This window comes from Pseudomonas sp. S11P7, from assembly GCF_023195435.1.
GTDB classification, from domain to species: Bacteria; Pseudomonadota; Gammaproteobacteria; order Pseudomonadales; family Pseudomonadaceae; genus Aquipseudomonas; species Aquipseudomonas fluorescens_G.
Genome location: NZ_JALPKS020000002.1, coordinates 2,515,353 through 2,532,061 on the forward strand (window position 1 = coordinate 2,515,353; position 16,709 = coordinate 2,532,061).

The 16,709-nt window shown below is 61.0% G+C and carries 14 protein-coding genes and 1 pseudogene; 11 read left to right on the forward strand and 4 right to left on the reverse strand.

All coding sequences use genetic code 11. The features are described from left to right. Nucleotides 1-44: 44 nt before the first annotated feature. Complete coding sequence (locus M0746_RS11715; protein WP_258449290.1) at nt 45-929, reverse strand: sensor domain-containing diguanylate cyclase; 885 nt, start codon at nt 927-929, stop codon at nt 45-47. Nucleotides 930-1,166: 237 nt separating this feature from the next. Between M0746_RS11715 and M0746_RS11720 the strand changes: the two are divergent. Beyond that, nucleotides 1,167-1,736, forward strand: a pseudogene (locus tag M0746_RS11720) (chloride channel protein); the annotation flags it as partial. 185 nt (nt 1,737-1,921) lie between these two features. Here the strand turns inward: M0746_RS11720 and M0746_RS11725 are convergent. Beyond that, a complete protein-coding gene (locus M0746_RS11725; protein ID WP_258449291.1) occupies nt 1,922-2,668 on the reverse strand; it encodes a LysR family transcriptional regulator in 747 nt (248 codons plus the stop codon). Nucleotides 2,669-2,771: 103 nt separating this feature from the next. Between M0746_RS11725 and M0746_RS11730 the strand changes: the two genes are divergently transcribed. The 3 genes from M0746_RS11730 (at nt 2,772) to M0746_RS11740 (ending at nt 5,835) form a co-directional block, all read left to right on the forward strand. Further along, on the forward strand, nt 2,772-4,124 hold the full coding sequence (locus M0746_RS11730; RefSeq protein ID WP_258449292.1) for an acyclic terpene utilization AtuA family protein: 1,353 nt from the start codon (nt 2,772-2,774) through the stop codon (nt 4,122-4,124). Further along, the gene (locus tag M0746_RS11735) at nt 4,124-4,447 is read left to right on the forward strand and encodes an AtuA-related protein (RefSeq protein WP_208937551.1); all 324 of its coding nucleotides are present in this window, start codon (nt 4,124-4,126) and stop codon (nt 4,445-4,447) included. Before M0746_RS11730 ends, M0746_RS11735 begins: the two co-directional genes overlap by 1 nt. An 80-nt stretch (nt 4,448-4,527) precedes the next feature. Next, nucleotides 4,528-5,835, forward strand: coding sequence for a CitMHS family transporter (locus M0746_RS11740; RefSeq protein WP_208937550.1), 1,308 nt, complete (start codon nt 4,528-4,530; stop codon nt 5,833-5,835). A gap of 12 nt (nt 5,836-5,847) precedes the next feature. On the opposite strand, the gene M0746_RS11745 is transcribed toward M0746_RS11740, so the two are convergent. Then, on the reverse strand, nt 5,848-6,765 hold the full coding sequence (locus M0746_RS11745; protein WP_203417900.1) for a LysR substrate-binding domain-containing protein: 918 nt from the start codon (nt 6,763-6,765) through the stop codon (nt 5,848-5,850). A gap of 193 nt (nt 6,766-6,958) precedes the next feature. On the opposite strand from M0746_RS11745, the gene M0746_RS11750 reads away from it, so the two are divergent. The 7 genes from M0746_RS11750 (at nt 6,959) to M0746_RS11780 (ending at nt 15,694) form a co-directional block, all read left to right on the forward strand. Next, entirely contained in the window at nt 6,959-7,708 is a 750-nt protein-coding gene (locus tag M0746_RS11750; protein ID WP_208937549.1) for an SDR family NAD(P)-dependent oxidoreductase, read from the forward strand. Nucleotides 7,709-7,805: 97 nt separating this feature from the next. Beyond that, entirely contained in the window at nt 7,806-9,104 is a 1,299-nt protein-coding gene (locus tag M0746_RS11755; RefSeq protein WP_258449293.1) for an MFS transporter, read from the forward strand. Nucleotides 9,105-9,121: 17 nt separating this feature from the next. Then, entirely contained in the window at nt 9,122-9,970 is an 849-nt protein-coding gene (locus tag M0746_RS11760; protein WP_258449294.1) for a transketolase, read from the forward strand. Beyond that, nucleotides 9,967-10,989 (forward strand): transketolase family protein, encoded by a 1,023-nt coding sequence (locus M0746_RS11765; protein WP_090283349.1) that lies wholly within the window; start codon nt 9,967-9,969, stop codon nt 10,987-10,989. The genes M0746_RS11760 and M0746_RS11765 overlap by 4 nt, the downstream gene beginning before the upstream one ends. Before the next feature lie 62 nt (nt 10,990-11,051). Continuing rightward, nucleotides 11,052-11,996 (forward strand): alpha/beta hydrolase, encoded by a 945-nt coding sequence (locus M0746_RS11770; protein WP_258449295.1) that lies wholly within the window; start codon nt 11,052-11,054, stop codon nt 11,994-11,996. A gap of 135 nt (nt 11,997-12,131) precedes the next feature. Continuing rightward, nucleotides 12,132-14,099 carry a choline BCCT transporter BetT gene (betT, locus tag M0746_RS11775; RefSeq protein ID WP_258449296.1) on the forward strand — a complete coding sequence of 656 codons (1,968 nt, stop codon included), beginning with the start codon at nt 12,132-12,134 and terminating at the stop codon, nt 14,097-14,099. Nucleotides 14,100-14,239: 140 nt separating this feature from the next. Next, nucleotides 14,240-15,694 (forward strand): TrkH family potassium uptake protein, encoded by a 1,455-nt coding sequence (locus tag M0746_RS11780; RefSeq protein WP_258449297.1) that lies wholly within the window; start codon nt 14,240-14,242, stop codon nt 15,692-15,694. Here M0746_RS11780 and M0746_RS11785 read toward each other — a convergent pair. Continuing rightward, the gene (locus M0746_RS11785) at nt 15,691-16,614 is read right to left on the reverse strand and encodes an SDR family NAD(P)-dependent oxidoreductase (protein WP_258449298.1); all 924 of its coding nucleotides are present in this window, start codon (nt 16,612-16,614) and stop codon (nt 15,691-15,693) included. The genes M0746_RS11780 and M0746_RS11785 overlap by 4 nt on opposite strands. Between the last annotated feature and the right edge of the window lie 95 nt (nt 16,615-16,709).

Below are 16,709 nucleotides of genomic sequence, written 5' to 3' on the forward strand. Positions count from 1 at the left end.
TTGAATGCGGATGACATTGACAGGCACTGATAATCTGAAACGTCTTAGTCGACCTTGATCTGCCTCAAACTTCCCACGTTGCGATACCTCTTCATACGATACATTTCACTATCAGAATGAGTGAGCAGTGTATCGGCATCCTTTCCGTGCTCCGGATAATAGGCAACGCCGATACTGCACAATGGCATCGTGAGTGCGGCAAATTCGGGGGGCAGTGGCTCAGACATTACTTGGTGAATCTGATCCAGCCGTTGGGAAATCGCGTCCCTCGACGTAACGTCTGTCAGCAGCACCGTGAATTCATCGCCACCAATGCGAGCCACGGTGTCTATCTCACGCACACAGCTCTTCAGACGCTGGGCAACAATACACAGAACCCGGTCCCCCGCTGCGTGGCCATGAAGATCATTGATACTCTTGAAGTCATTGATATCCAGAAACAGCAAAGCCAGCTCATTACCTTGGCGCTGTGCAGTCCGCAGTGCAGATATCAGTCGATCATTAAAGAGCGACCTGTTGGTTAATTTCGTCAGCGGATCGTGGTGAGCGAGGAAGCGTAATTCCTCTTCGGCTTTGGCTAGAGCTGTAACGTTTCGTGCGACCCCAATCCTGGCACCCACTTCCTCCGACCAGAATGCAGCCCAGAGGATGTACACGACTGCCCCATCCTTGCGGATGTAACGGTTGCGGAAATCAAAATGAGGTTGACCACTCATGACCCGAGTAATCGAAGCCCGCGTTGCATCCAGGTCTTCGGGATGCATGTAACGGGTGATATTGGTGCCAATCAGCTCATCAGGCAGGTAACCCAACAGGGTCTTACAGGCATCACTCACAAAAACAATGTGGTCGCTTTCATCGACCACAAACACCGTATCCAGCATCAGATGGATCAGTTTGGGATAGAGCGTTTGTAAATTGATGGCCATAAGTCATTTGGGATCTGAGTCGTTGAGCGCGATCATATCCCCTTTTACACGGTGTACTGCGAGGAATTGCGACGGCGCCAAAGCTGTTTGGAAGGAGCTGCTTATTTGGTTAGTCTTGCGAACAATTGGCGATTTCAAGGGGAGTTCTTCGGGTGATCAAACCGATATTGCTGTTCCGCCGAGGCTTCGCCTCCATGCGCTGGCGCATTAGGGTCACGTTGTGGATCGCGGCAACCCCGGATGTTGTTATGGCCGCAGCGCCATCCCCACTTCATCATCTGGCAATGGCGGCGGCTGCATCCCGTGTGGTTTGCCGGCATTTGTGGATTGCTCGTCGCTATATTGGGTTGGCTGAGTGGCGGAATGTCGTTCGGTAGTGGTTACGGCATTACCTCTCAGGTCATCGCCTCCGATGTAGTTCTGCCATGGCATGCGCCCATTACTCGCTTCCTGGCGACCGTTGTGACCTACTTCTCGGGTATTCCCGGAGGTATTTTTGCGCCCTCGCTCGCTGTAGGGGCCGCCGTCGGTGCCAATAGCGCAGAACTGTTTCACCTGGCCGCACAGCCCACTATTGCACTGTGCATGGTCGGTTTTCTGGCTGCCGTGACTCAGTCGCCAGTCACCTCCGCAATCATTGTGATGGAGATGATTGATAGTCACAGTATGGTGATCAGTCTCATGGCGGTCGCTTTGATTGCCAAGGCTGTCAGTTCAAGAATGGGGCCTGAGTTGTATCAACAATTGGCGCGAGGTTTTCTTCAGAGTGCGGAATCTGCCGCCACGCCAAAGAGTCCAGCGCGATAGGTCTTATCTGCTGCACGGCCCGGCAGCGGCCCCTAAAACCCGTTTCCTCTGCACCCTCAAAAAACTGGCCACTCAACCTGCGCACAAACGCCTGCATCGACGGCGTTTGCTTCAACGGTTTCCTCTGCAACAAACCCAACGACCGCTGCTGTGGCTGTTCAATCGGCAAAACCGCGACCTCCGCATCAATCCGCGAAAAACGTCGTAGAACTCGCCGGCAACAAGGTAAACCCCAACCCTGCACGCACCAACGCCGCTGCGGTACTCATGTGCGCAACTTCCCACGAACATTCAGCCTTCACACCCAACAACGCCAATGCCGCATCCGCCAGCGGGCGAATGCTGGTGTCCGGGGTCAGCGCTATATAAGGCCGCGACTGCCAACGCTCGTCAGAGCTACCCGCCAGAGCATCCCGGCGCACCAACAGCACCAGGTTGTCGTCCATCAGCGCCTTGAATTCCAGACCGGACAGATCCTCCGGGCGCGACGTAATACCGATATCAACTTCGCCACTTTGCACCCAATGGCTCACCTCCCCCGCGCGCCCATCGCGCAGCGATACCTGCACGCCGGGAAATTCGCGCATGAACTCTGCAATGATTTCCGGCAGAAACGACGCCGCCGCAGTCGGTAACGCGGCCAAACGAATGCTGCCGCGATTGAGATTCAGCGTTTCGCGGGCATCGCGCACGGCGTTTTCCATGTCGCGCAGCATGGCCTGGGCCTGAGGCAGGAAGTGTTCGCCGGCCGGGGTCAACTCGACGCTGCGGGTGTTGCGCGCCAGCAGCTGCAGGCCGATGGTGTCTTCGAGCTTGCGGATGATGTAGCTCAGCGCCGGTTGTGAAACGTGCAGTTTCTCTGAGGTGCGGGTGAAGCTTGAGGTCTCGGCGATCAGGATGAACGCGCGCAGTTGGCGAAAGTTGATGTCCATGCTCGACCGATAAAATTAATGGATTAATTCTTAGAATATTTAAAATTCACAGAACAATCCAACGCTCGCATGATGGCCGCGAACACATGCCGAGTCCGACGCAATGACAACAACAATTCATATCGGTTGTGGCGCAGGTTTCGCCAACGATCGCCCCGACGCGGGTTTGCGCCTGGCGCAGGATCTGGCCAGCCGCAGCGGCAAACGCTATCTGATGTATGAACTGCTCGCCGAGCGCACACTCGCCGAGGCGCAACTGCGTAAACAGGCTGACCCGCAAAGCGGTTATGCCGCGCGGTTATTCGACTTTCTGCGCCCGGTGCTCGATACCTGCATCGAGGCTGGCATCCCGATCATCACCAATGGCGGCGCGGCGAATCCACGCGCCGCCGCCCAACGGCTGCGCGCTGAACTGGGCGGACGCCACGCTGATCTGAAGATCGCCTGCGTGCTCGGCGATGACTTGTTGCACGTCGAACAGCAGCGTCTTCAGCAGTGGCTGGACCTCGATGTTGCGCAACGCGATGTGGTTTCGGTGAACGTCTACACCGGTGCCGACGGCATCACTCAGGCTTTGAATGACGGCGCCGGCATCGTCCTCTGCGGTCGGGTTGCTGACCCTTCGCTGGCGGTGGGGCCGATCCGTCATGGCCTCGGCTGGGCGGCGGATGACTGGCAGAAAATGGCCATCGCCACGGCGGCCGGGCATCTGCTGGAATGCTGCACGCAAGTCACCGGCGGCTATTTTGGCCATCCCGGCATCAAGGACGTGCCCGATCCGGCGCATTTGGGCTGCCCGATCGCCGAGATCAGCGCGGACGGCACGCTGGTCATTACGAAAGCGGCTGGCTCCGGCGGCTGCGTGACCGAGCGCACCGTCAAAGAGCAGCTGCTGTATGAAGTCCACGACCCGCGCCGTTACCTCACACCGGATGTGGTGCTCGACCTTGGCGAAGCCAGCGTGACCACCCTCTCGCCCAACCGCGTGGCCATCAGCGGTATACAAGGCCACCCGCGCCCCGCACAGCTCAAAGGTTTGGCGGGCGTGCGTGGCATGTGGTTTGGCGAGGCTGAAATCTCCTATGCCGGCCCCGGCGCGGTCGATCGGGCGAAGCTTGCCCGCGAAATCCTCCTGCAACGTTTCGATCAACTGGCCCCGCAAGTGCAGCCGTGGATCGACATTGCCGGCGTGGCCAGCCTGTTCAACGATGCCCGTGGCGACTACCTCAACCAGTGTCTGGCACAAGCGCCGCAGGTGGCGGACGTGACGGTCAGGGTCGGTCTGGTACACAAGGACCGCGCCCAGGTCGATCTGCTGCTGGCCGAGGTCGAGTCCCTCTACACCAACGGCCCGGCTGGCGGTGGCGGCGTTCGCCGGCACTTGAGCGAGTCGATTGCCACCCACGGTTTTCTGATTGCGCGCGATCAAATCGAGACGCGCCTGGAGTGGTACTGATGACTGCATTTGTCACGCTTGCTGATTTCGCCCATGCCCGCGCTGGTGATAAAGGCAATATCCTCAGCGTGGTGGTCCTGCCGCTGGACGCCGCACACTACGACTGGCTCAAGCGCGAGCTGACCGTCGAGCGCGTTGCCGAGCAGTTCGCCAGCCGCCGACCTTCGAACGTTCAGCGCTACGAGATCGATACACTGCAGGCCCTGAATTTCGTTCTCGACGATGCGCTAGAAGGCGGGGTGAATCGCAGCCCGGGGCTCGACCGCCATGGCAAAAGCCTCAGCTACCTGCTGCTGTCGTTACGCTTGCCGGCGCCGGGTTGACCGCCCTCCTCCGACAGGTTTACCGGGCCGTCGTATCAGGCCGAATCGCATAATAAAAACGATACCGAGATGCCATATCCATGATCACTGCACTGGGTTTTCTCATGATGTTCAGCATCATCGCGCTGATTTTGCTTCGCAGAATCAGCCCGGTGGTGGGCTTTACCACAATCCCCGTCGCCGTCTGCTTGGTGGCCGGTTTCGCACCGCCGCAAATCGGCGACTTCATCAAGAACGGCTTGATCACTGTCGCGCCAACCGCTGCGCTGTTTCTGTTCGCCATTCTGTATTTCGGCATCATGCGCGATCGCGGCCTGTTCGATCCGCTGGTGAATTTCCTGATCCGCCGTACCGGCGGCAAGCCGCTGGCGGTGGCGTTAGTCACGGTTCTGGTGACGGCTGTGGTGCACCTTGACGGTGTCGGCGCCGCTACTTTTCTGCTGACGATTCCGGCGCTGCTGCCGTTGTACAAACGCCTGAACATGAGCCCGAACATGCTCTTGTTGTTGGTCGGCACGACGGCGGGCGTCGGCAACATGGTGCCGTGGGGTGGCACCACCGCTCGCGCGGCCGCCACCACCGGGCTGGATGCGACTGCGCTGTGGATGGGGCTGATTCCGGTGCAACTGGTGGGCTTCGCCTGCCTGCTGCTGATTGCCGGCTGGCTCGGTTTGCGGGCGCAGCGTCGGCTGCCGAAATCCTTGGGCGCTGCGTCGAGTTTTGACGTCGCACTGGCCCAGCCAGAAGAACGTGAGCACGCGCTGTCACCGCGCCAGTGGCGTTACTGGCTCAACGTCGCCCTGACCGTCGCCATCCTCGCCTGTCTGTTCAGCGGGATTTTCCCGTTGTACGCCTGTTTCATGGTCGGTCTGGGCATCGCCCTGCCGCTCAACTTTGCCTCACTGGAAGCGCAGACCGAGCGCATCAAGGCACATGCGGCCGATGCGTTGCAGATGGTCCTGGTGATGATGGCCGCCGGTGTACTGCTCGGCGTGTTGTCCGGGGCGAAAATGTCCGATGGCATGGCCCTGGCGCTGATCGACGCCCTGCCCCACGGCTCTGCGCAATACCTGCACCTGATCATCGGCGCGTTCGGCGTGCCGCTGGGGATGATTTTTTCGCCCGACGCCTACTACTTTGCGTTACTGCCAGTGATCCGCGATGTGGCCGTCGCTGCCGGCGTGCCTCTGGAAGCGGTCGCACGGGCCATGTTGATCGGCGAAAACACCGGTTTCGCCATCAGCCCGGTGGTGCCCAGCGTCTACCTCGCCCTGGCGCTGGCCGGGGTCGAGTTGCGCAAGCACATCATGTACACGTTTTTCTGGGCCTGGGGCGTGAGTCTGGTGATGCTGGCGTTTGCCGTGCTCAGCGGCGCGATCCCGACCTGAGTTCGATCCGGCTCAATAGACGAAGCCATGGCCCAGCTCGCTTTCGATCCACTCGAGAAAGCGCCGAACCCGGGGAAACGTCGAATGCGCCTTGGGAAACACCAGATGATGGGCGGCCACCGCAGCACTCAGTGCTTCGGGTGCCACTTCAACGAGAGTGCCGGCCGCCAGATACTTTTGCGCCAGCAAGGTGCTTTCCAGGGCAAAGCCGAGCCCGTGGCTGGCGGCTTCCAGTGACATATAGGAGCGGTCGAAGCTCAGCGCGTAAGGCCGCTCCGGTCGCGCCAGGCCGTGCTGGGCAAACCATTGCGGCCACTTCAGCAGGGTTGCTTCCGACAGAATCAGATCATGATCGAGCAGGTCCGCCGCCGCGCGGACCGGTCTCTGCGCGAGCAGCTTCGGCGAGGTCAGCACGGCGAATTTTTCATTGCGCACCGTACGCACTTCATAGCTCGGCCAGTTCGGCGTGCCATGGCGGATATCGACGTCGATCTTGTCGCGGCTGAAATGCAGCGACTCGTAGGAACAGGACAGGTTGATCTGAATGTCCGGATGACTGGCGCGAAACGCTTCCAGGCGTGGCATCAACCAGAGCAGGCCAAAGCTCGGCGATGAATGCAGCCGCAGGCAATCGAGGCTGACATCGCTGGCCGCGCGTTCGGTGGCCACCGCCAGACTGTGGAGAATCCCGGAAACCTCTTTCAAATACTGCTCGCCCACCGGCGTCAGCGACACACCGCGCGCGGCGCGCACGAACAATTGGCGGCCGATCATGCCTTCCAGTTTGGCCAATTGATGGCTGACCGCTGACGGCGTCAGGTCCAGAACTTCGGCGGCGCGAGCGACATTGCCGAAGCGCGCGGTTTGCTCGAAGGCCTGAATTGCTCTCAGCGGTGGCAGGATCACAGGGGCATCGGAATCGGTGCGCATGGCGGCTCCGTTAGATTTCTTAGGGTTTTTGGTCTGTTCGCATTCAATCACTCGCCAGCCGGATTGACGAGTGCTGAATTTTTTTCAGCATTGAATGACTTTCGCGTTATTGCTCACCCCCGCCCCGGAAGACAAGCTGAGTCATCGGTTCTTCACGGACCGACCCAATAAAAACAATTTGAGGGACTCCTCCATGCTTCTTCAAGGCAAAGTCGCAATCATCACCGGTGCCGCATCTGCCCGTGGCATCGGCCGCGCTACCGCGACCACCTTTGCGCAACACGGCGCACGAGTGGTGATCCTCGATCTGGACGCCTCCGCCGCCCGCGATGCCGCGGCGTCCCTGGGCGAAGGTCATCTGGGCCTCGCCGCCAACGTCGCCGATCAGGCACAGGTGCAACAGGCCGTCGCGGCCGTTATCGAACACTTCGGGCGCATCGATATTCTGGTCAACAACGCCGGCATCACCCAGCCGCTGAAAACCCTCGAGATTGGCCATTCGGATTACGACAAGGTGCTGGATGTCAGCCTGCGCGGCACCCTGCTGATGTCGCAAGCGGTGATTCCGCTGATGCGCCAGCAGGCCTCAGGCAGCATCGTCTGCATGTCTTCGGTGTCGGCGCAACGTGGCGGCGGGATTTTTGGCGGCCCGCATTACAGCGCGGCCAAGGCCGGTGTGCTGGGGCTGGGCAAAGCCATGGCCCGCGAACTGGGTCCGGACAATATTCGCGTCAACTCCATCGCCCCCGGTTTGATTCACACCGATATCACCGGCGGCCTGATGCAGGATGACCGCCGCCACGCGATCATCGACGGCATTCCGCTCGGCCGTCTTGGTGAGGCTCAGGACGTCGCCAACGCGGCGCTGTTTCTGGCCAGCGACCTGTCCTCTTATCTGACCGGCGTCACCCTCGACGTGAATGGCGGCATGCTGATTCACTGACAACACCTGGGCGGGCCTGCGTGGCCCGTGCGGTTCTGGATCGATGACGCAGCCGGGCCTGAAGGCTTGACGGTCAATAAAAACAAGAGATCAGACCATGACTACCCTGTCGCTCGAAGCGGTTTCGACCGTGCGCTCTTCCGCCTATCGCAAAACGGCCTGGCGGCTGATGCCGTTCCTGATGCTGTGCTACCTGTGCGCCTATCTGGATCGGGTCAACGTCGGCTTTGCCAAGCTGCAGATGATGAACGATCTGGCCCTCAGCGAAACCGTCTACGGGTTGGGTGCCGGCGTGTTCTTCATCGGCTATTTTCTCTGCGAAGTGCCCAGCAACATCATCCTGCACAAGGTCGGTGCGCGCGTCTGGATCGCGCGGATCATGATCACCTGGGGCATTGTCTCGGCGCTGTTCGCTTTCGTCGAAACCGCGTGGCAGTTCTACGCCCTGCGCTTTCTGCTGGGGATCGCCGAGGCCGGTCTGGCGCCGGGCCTGTTGCTCTATCTGACGTACTGGTTCCCGTCCTACCGGCGTGCACGCATGACCGTGCTGTGGTTCATCGCCATTCCGTTGTCCGGCATGGTCGGCGGCCCGCTGTCCGGCTGGATCATGAACCATTTTGCCGGTGTGCACGGCTGGGCCGGCTGGCAATGGATGTTCGTCCTTGAAGCGGTGCCTACGGTGCTCGTCGGCCTGCTGGTGCTGAGCTATCTGAAGGATGGCGTGCATCAGGCGACCTGGCTCAACGACGACGAAAAAGCGCTGATCAGCCGCGAACTGGCGGAGGACGACCAGCAAAAAGTCAGCCACGCCTCGGTCGGCGAGTTCATTCGCGACCGGCGTTTGTGGCTGCTCGCCGGCATCTACTTCTGTGTGGTGATGGGTCAGTACGCAATCACCTTCTGGCTGCCGACGCTGGTGCGCAATTCGGGTGTCTCTGATCCGCTGCACATCGGTTTCCTCACCAGTCTGCCGTACCTCTGCGCGATTGCCGCGATGCTGCTGGTCGGCCGCAGTGGCGACAAACACCGCGAACGCCGCTGGCACCTGATCGTGCCGATGATTGCCGGGGCGATCGGTTTGAGTCTGGCGGCGATGATGGGCGGCAACTCGACCCTGTCGATCCTCAGCCTGTGCCTGGCCGCTTCGGGAATTCTCTCGGCGACTTCGCTGTTCTGGATGCTGCCCACCACGCTGCTCGGCGGTGTCTCCGCCGCTGCCGGCATCGCTGCGGTCAACAGTTTTGCCAACCTCGCCGGCTTCTGCTCGCCGTATCTGATTGGCTGGGTCACCACCCTGACCGGTTCCAGCGCCATCGGCATGTACCTGATCACGGGCGTGTTGTTCGCCGGCGCCGCACTGGTGCTGCGCATCCCTGCCGCCCTGGTCAATCGCTGAATCAACGGAGTTTCATCATGACTATTGAGTCTTCAAACGCTGCATCCCTGAGTCTGGCGGAGCGTGCGCACAACATTCGTCGCCATGCGCTGCGCATGGGTCAGGTTCAGGGCCAGGGTTACGTCGGTCAGGCCCTGGGCGCCGCCGACCTGCTGGCCGTCTCGTATTTCCATGCGATGAACCACCGTCCGGCAGACCCGGAATGGGAAAAGCGCGATCGTTTCTATCTCTCCATCGGCCATTACGCGATTGCGTTGTACGCAGCGCTGATCGAAGCCGAGATCATTCCGCTCGACGAACTGGAAACCTACGGTTCGGATGACAGCCGCCTGCCGATGTCGGGCATGGCCGCCTACACCCCCGGCATGGAAATCACCGGCGGTTCGCTGGGTCAGGGTTTGGGCATCGCGGTGGGTGCCTGTCTGGGCCTGAAGCGCAAAGGCTCGTCCTCCTTCGTTTACAACCTGCTGTCGGACGGTGAGCTGAACGAAGGCTCGACGTGGGAAGCGGTCATGTCGGCGTCGCACTGGAAGCTCGACAACCTGATTGCGATTGTCGACGTCAACAACCAGCAGGCCGACGGTTACTCCAGCGAGATCCTGTCGTTCGAGCCCATCGTCGATCGCTGGCAAGCCTTCGGCTGGTTCACGCAGCGCGTCGATGGCAACGATCTCGACGCACTGGTCGCAGCGTTCGATGCCGCGCGCAAACACCCCGGTAGCCAGCCGCGCGTGATCATCTGCGACACGAAAATGGGCAAAGGCGTGCCGTTTCTGGAAACCCGGGAAAAAACCCACTTCATTCGCGTCGAAGAACACGAATGGGACCTGGCCCTGCGCAACCTCGAAGAAGGAAAAGACCAATGAGCAACGCCGCCAACACTCCGTCCGCAACCGGCGAGCCGGTCAAAAAGCGCCTGACCACGTCGGCGATGATTGCTTCGATTGCCTCCGAGGGCCAGGCGACCCGCTCGGCGCCGTTCGGCCACGCGTTAGCGGCCCTCGCTGATCAGCGTGCGGATATCGTCGGGCTCTCCGCCGACCTGTCCAAATACACCGACCTGCACATTTTCGCCAAGGCGCACCCGGAGCGTTTCTACCAGATGGGCATGGCCGAGCAATTGCTGATGAGCGCGGCCGCCGGGATGGCCCGTGAGGGTTTTGTGCCGTTCGCCACGACTTATGCGGTGTTCGCGTCGCGTCGCGCCTATGACTTCATCTGCATGGCCATCGCCGAAGAAAACCTCAACGTCAAAATCGTCTGCGGCCTGCCTGGCCTCACCACCGGTTACGGCCCCAGCCATCAGGCCACCGATGACCTGGCGATTTTCCGCGCCATGCCCAACCTGATGATCGTCGACCCCTGCGATGCGCTGGAAATCGAACAGGCAGTGCCGGCCATCGCTGCGCACCAAGGCCCGGTGTACATGCGTTTGCTGCGCGGCAATGTGCCGTTGGTGCTGGACGAGTACGGCTATCAGTTCGAGATCGGCAAGGCCAAGACCCTGCGCACCGGCAACGATGTGCTGATCATCTCCACCGGTTTGATGACCATGCGCTCACTCGAGGCGGCTCAGCAGCTTCAGGCCGACGGCATCGACGTTGCCGTGCTGCACGTACCGACCATCAAGCCGCTGGACGAACAGACCATTCTTGCCGAGGCGCGCAAGTCCGGGCGACTGGTGGTCACCGCAGAAAACAGCTCGATCATCGGCGGTTTGGGTGAGGCGGTTGCCGGGTTGTTGTTGCGCAATGGCGTGACGCCGACGTTCCGCCAGATCGCCCTGCCCGACGCGTTCCTCGACGCCGGTGCCTTGCCGACCCTGCATGATCGCTACGGCATTTCGACGCCGGCGGTGTGTGCGCAGATCAAGGCCTGGCTGTAGTTTGACGGGCACGGGGCGCGTTGCTCGAAAGCGCCCCGTCACCGAGCGAAGGAGGCAGAACATTGCAACCCCATGAACTGCTGGATCCGGCCTTTCGCGAGTCTTTGGCGTCTGGCAAAGACATCTGGTCACTGCAAACCTTGCCGGCGATCAGAGCGCGCGTGCATGCAACATTCAAAACCCCGGAACAGGCTCGCGGTAAAAGCGTATGGACCACGGCGCACGACGGCGAGCGGTTACGGCTTTGTCTCTACAGGCCTGACGGCGCCCCACAAAGCACACCCTGTCCGGTCATCCTCTATATTCACGGCGGCGGTTTCGTCCTCGGGCAACCGGAAATGGCCGACGATTATCTGGCCGATCTCGCCACGCAGTTGGCGGTGCTGATCGTCGCGGTCGATTATCGACTCGCTCCTGAACATCCCTTCCCCACTCCGCTTGAAGATTGCTACACGGCACTCGGCTGGATATTTGCCCATCAGCAAGAGCTCAACGTCGACACGGGCCGGTCGGTGATCATGGGCCACAGTGCCGGTGGCGGACTGGCCGCCGCGCTGGCAATTCTCGCGCGGGATCGCGGCGCTTACCCGATTACAGGTCAGGTGCTGATCTACCCGATGCTCGACCACCGCACCGGCACCGCCGACTCGCCGCACCGCAACGTCACCACGGGGGTGATTGGCTGGCCGCCGCAGGCGAACCGGTTCTGCTGGAACTGCCTGCGCGGGAAGCAGACGCTTGATCAACACCAGGCAGGCTGGTTTTCACCGGCCATGCAGCCAGACCTCAGCGACTTGCCACCGACGTTTATCTCGGTCGGAGCGCTGGATCTGTTTCTCGAAGAAGACGTCGCCTACGCAATGAGATTGTCGCGCGCCGGGGTGGCCGTCGAGCTGCATGTCTACCCCGGCGCCCCGCATATGTTCGATCAATATCCGGGGGCGATCACCGAGCAGTCCGCCGGCGATATTGCCCGTGCACTGCAACGGATGATCGCCAACGCGTAAATAATCTGCCCGTGCCTGCAAAAAAACGCCGCCAAGGCGTTGCGGAACGACGCCCGTCCCCTATGGTCATCTGAAACGCCGCGCGATTTTCCCTTCAGTCGCATACCGCGCTGTGACCGACCTCAGGAGACTTATATGACCAACAAGGCCGACACGGGCGCCGCTCCGACACTCAACCCTCCGGTGTTCTACACTTCGGGCGTGCTCCTGCTTTTACTGGTCATTTACGCCAGTGTGTTCCCGGCCCACGCGCAAGTGGTATTCGCCAATGTGCAGAACTGGATCATCACCAATGTCAGCTGGTTCTACATTCTGGCCGTGGCGATCATCCTCGGCACCGTGGTGTTTCTTGGCATCAGTCGCTACGGCGACATCAAACTCGGGCCCGACCACAGCAGCCCCGATTACAGCAGCACCACCTGGTTCGCCATGCTGTTTTCGGCCGGCATGGGCATCGGCCTGATGTTTTTCGGCGTGGCTGAACCGGTCATGCACTTTCTCAACCCGCCGGTGGGCGATGGCAGCACCGTTGAAGCCGCGCGGGAAGCGATGAAAATCACGTTTTTCCATTGGGGCCTGCATGCCTGGGCGATCTACGCGATCGTGGCGATGATCCTCGCCTACTTCAGCTACCGCCACGGCCTGCCGCTGACCCTCAGGTCTGCGTTGTATCCGTTGATCGGTGACCGCATTCATGGGCCGATCGGCCACGCGGTCGACATTTTCGCCATCATCGGCACCGTGCTCGGCGTGGCGACCTCGCTGGGTTTCGGCGTGGCGCAGATCAATACCGGGCTCAACGCGCTGTTCGGCGTGCCGATCAACACCACCGTGCAGATCATTCTGATTGTCGCCACCACCGGCCTTGCGACCATTTCCGTGGTGACCGGATTGGACAAGGGCGTGCGCCGGCTCTCCGAGCTCAATCTTGGTCTGGCGGTGTTGTTGCTGTTGATGGTGATCGTGCTCGGGCCGACCGTGCTGATCCTGCAGACGTTCGTGCAGAACACCGGCGGTTACCTGACCGAAATCGTCAGCCGCACCTTGAACCTGTACGCCTACCAACCGACCGACTGGATTGGCGGCTGGACGCTTTTCTACTGGGGCTGGTGGCTGGCGTGGTCGCCCTTCGTCGGGCTGTTCATTGCGCGCATTTCCCGTGGCCGCACCATTCGCGAGTTTGTGATGGGCGTGCTGTTGGTGCCCGCCGCTTTCACGCTGCTGTGGATGACCGTGTTCGGCAACACCGCGATTCACATGATCCTCACCGAGGGCATCACCGACCTCGGCGCGGCGATCGACAAAGACACCTCGTTGGCCTTGTTTGCGTTCCTGCAGCACTTCCCGTTTTCCGGGGTGATCTCGCTGGTCGCGGTGGTCATGGTTGTGGTGTTCTTCGTCACCTCGGCGGATTCCGGCGCCATGGTGGTCGACATGCTCGCCTCGGGCGGATCGTCGAACACACCGGTCTGGCAGCGGGTGTTCTGGGCATCGAGCATGGGCCTGGTGGCGATTGCCCTGCTGTTGGCTGACGGGCTCAAGGCCTTGCAGACCGCAACGATTGCCAGCGCACTGCCCTTCACCATCACCCTGCTCTTCAGCATGCGCGGCTTGCTCAAGGCCTTGAAACTGGACGCGACCAAGCGCGGCCTGCGCTATCAATCGATGTCGCCGGGCGTCAGTCGCCACCCGGGCGGCTGGCAACGACGCTTGCGCACCATGGCGATGTTCCCGCGCCGCGCGCATGTGCTTCGCTTCATTGCGGAGACGGCGAAACCGGCGTGCCTGTCGGTCGCCGAGGAATGGCGCAAGCAAGGCTATGTCTGCACCGTCGAGGATCTCGAAGACAACAGCGTGCGGCTCAGCGTCGGCGGCGCTGACAATCCACAGTTCATCTACGAAGTGCGGCCGCATCCTTACACCATGCCGAGCTTTGTGATGGCCGATACCCAGGATGAGGAGCGCAAATACTTCCGCGCCGAAGTGCACTTGCGCGAAGGCGGCCAGGATCAGGACATCATGGGCTGGTCCCGCGAGGAAGTGATCGGCGACATCCTTGATCAGTACGAGCGACACATGCAGTTTCTGCATCTGGTCGGCTGATCGTGGCACTGCCGTGACGGGTCGTCAGTACCCGCCACGGCAATGAGGCTGCGCAAGGCTGAAAAAAATTACGCAAATTTTACGCACCCGCCATGCCGACATCCGATACTACGCGCCGTTATTTCAACAGACGAACGTCCATGTCTTTTGCAGCACTGCGGCTTATCGGTTTCATCCTCGGCATCTTCCTGATCACCCTCGCTGTGAGCATGGCGATTCCCATGCTCACGCTGGTGGCGTTCGAGCGCAGCGACGACCTTTCGGCGTTTCTCTGGTCGAGCGTGATTACCGTCGTCTGTGGCCTGTTGCTGGTGGCGCGCGGGCGCCCCGAGACAGCTCAGCTTCGCCCGCGTGACATGTACCTGCTGACCACCGCCAGTTGGGTGGTGGTGTGTGCCTTCGCCGCCTTGCCGATGGTGTTGATCAGTCATATCAGTTACACCGACGCCTTTTTCGAAACCATGTCCGGCATTACCACCACCGGTTCCACGGTGCTCAGTGGCCTGGACCACGCTTCGCCAGGCTTGCTGATGTGGCGCTCGATGCTGCACTGGCTGGGCGGCATCGGCTTCATCGGCATGGCGGTGGCGATCCTGCCGCTGCTGCGGGTCGGTGGCATGCGGCTGTTCCAGACCGAATCCTCGGACTGGTCTGAGAAAGTCACGCCGCGCTCCCATGTCGCCGCCAAATACATTCTGTTTCTGTATCTCGGCCTGACCTCTGCCGGCGCGCTGGCCCTGTGGCTATGCGGCATGACGCCGTTTGAAGCAATCAATCATGCGATGTCGCTGATCTCCACGGGCGGCTTCTCGACTTCCGATTCCTCGCTCGGGCACTGGACGCAGGCGTCGATTCACTGGGTCGCGGTGGTGATCATGATTGCCGGCAGCCTGCCGTTCACCCTGTATGTCGCGACCTTGCGTGGCCACCGCCGCGCCCTGTTCAAGGACCATCAGGTGCGCGGCTTCATCGGATTTCTGGTGATTACCTGGCTGGTGGTGGGCACCTGGCTGTGTCTGCACAGCGACTACTCGTGGTGGGATGCGTTTCGCATCGTCGCGGTCAACGTCACCTCGGTGGTCACCACAACCGGGATTGCCGTCGGCGATTACACGCTGTGGGGCAGTTTCTCCATCCTGTTGTTCTTTTATCTGACCTTCGTCGGCGGATGCTCCGGCTCCACCGCCGGCGGCCTGAAAATCTTCCGCTTTCAGGTGGCCGCCGCGCTGCTGGTCAGCAGCTTGAAGCAACTGATCCACCCGCGCGCAGTGATCCAGAAAAAGTACAACGGCCACCCGATCGACGAGGAGATCGTGCGTTCGCTGCTGACTTTCTCGTTTTTCTTCACCATCACCATTGCGGTGATCGCTCTCGGGCTGGCCTTGATCGGCCTCGACTGGACAACCGCATTGAGCAGCGCCGCCACGGCGGTGTGTAACGTTGGGCCGGGGCTGGGCACGATCATCGGCCCGGCGGGTAACTTCTCTTCCCTGCCGGATGCTGCGAAGTGGTTGCTGACCATCGGCATGCTATTGGGGCGACTGGAAATCCTTACGGTGCTGGTGCTGATCACGCCGGTGTTCTGGAAGTACTAACGCTCGCCTTGCCCGATCATGCGCAGGGCGGTTTCCCACAGGCGCTGCGCGTTATCCGGGTCGAGCGCATAAGCTGCCACGCCGGTGTAATCGGCCGAACGTCGGTCGACCACCGGCGCCTCGTTGCAATCCTCGAAATAGCGGCCACCCACGCCTTCCAACAATGGCGAAGCCGCCAGCAACACCGAGGTCGCCGCGCCCTGCTGCACGGTCTTCTGCCGTTCGACCGGCGTTTTCAGTCCACCGGTATGTTGCTGCAGATTGGTGGCGATCGCGCCCGGATTCACCGCGTTGGCGAGCACGCCCTGATGTGCCCAGCGTCGGCTGATTTCTACCGCGAGCAGCGCGCAGGCTGACTTGGCCTGGGCATAGGCGGCGAAAGCCTCGTAGGCGCGAAAGTCGAAGTTGATGTCGTCGAACACCACCGGGCCCAGCAGATTGGCGCTGGAGCTCAGCGAGACGACTCGGGCACCGTTGGCGTTGATCAACGCACTCTGCAGCCCGAGCACCAACGCAAAATGGCCGAGAAAATTGGTGGCGAACTGGATTTCCCAGCCCTGTGCACTCAGCGTGCGCTCCGGCACGGCCATGATTCCGGCGTTGTTGACCAGAATATGCAGCGGTTCTGACCAGTCCTGGGTAAACGCGCGAACCGAATCCAGATCCGCCAGATCCAGTGCCCGGACGTCGACCGTTCCCCTGCCCTGCGCGCCGAGTTCAGCGGCGATCGATTGCGCCGCTTCCGGGCGCCGCACTGCCAGCGTCACCTGTGCGCCGGCGTTGATCAGGGCACGGGCGGTTTCCACGCCGATGCCGGCCGCGCCGCCGGTAACGATCGCGCGCTTGCCGCTGAGGTCGACGCCTTCGATGACTGCTTGCGCGGTTGAATGAAAACCGAACGGTGTGCTGATGCGTGTCATGCCTGATTCCTCTCGCTGCAGTGCGGTGGCGACTGCTGCAAGCAAAATAAGCCCCGGCACTGTGGCAAACAATCGGGCTAATATCGGATGAACTG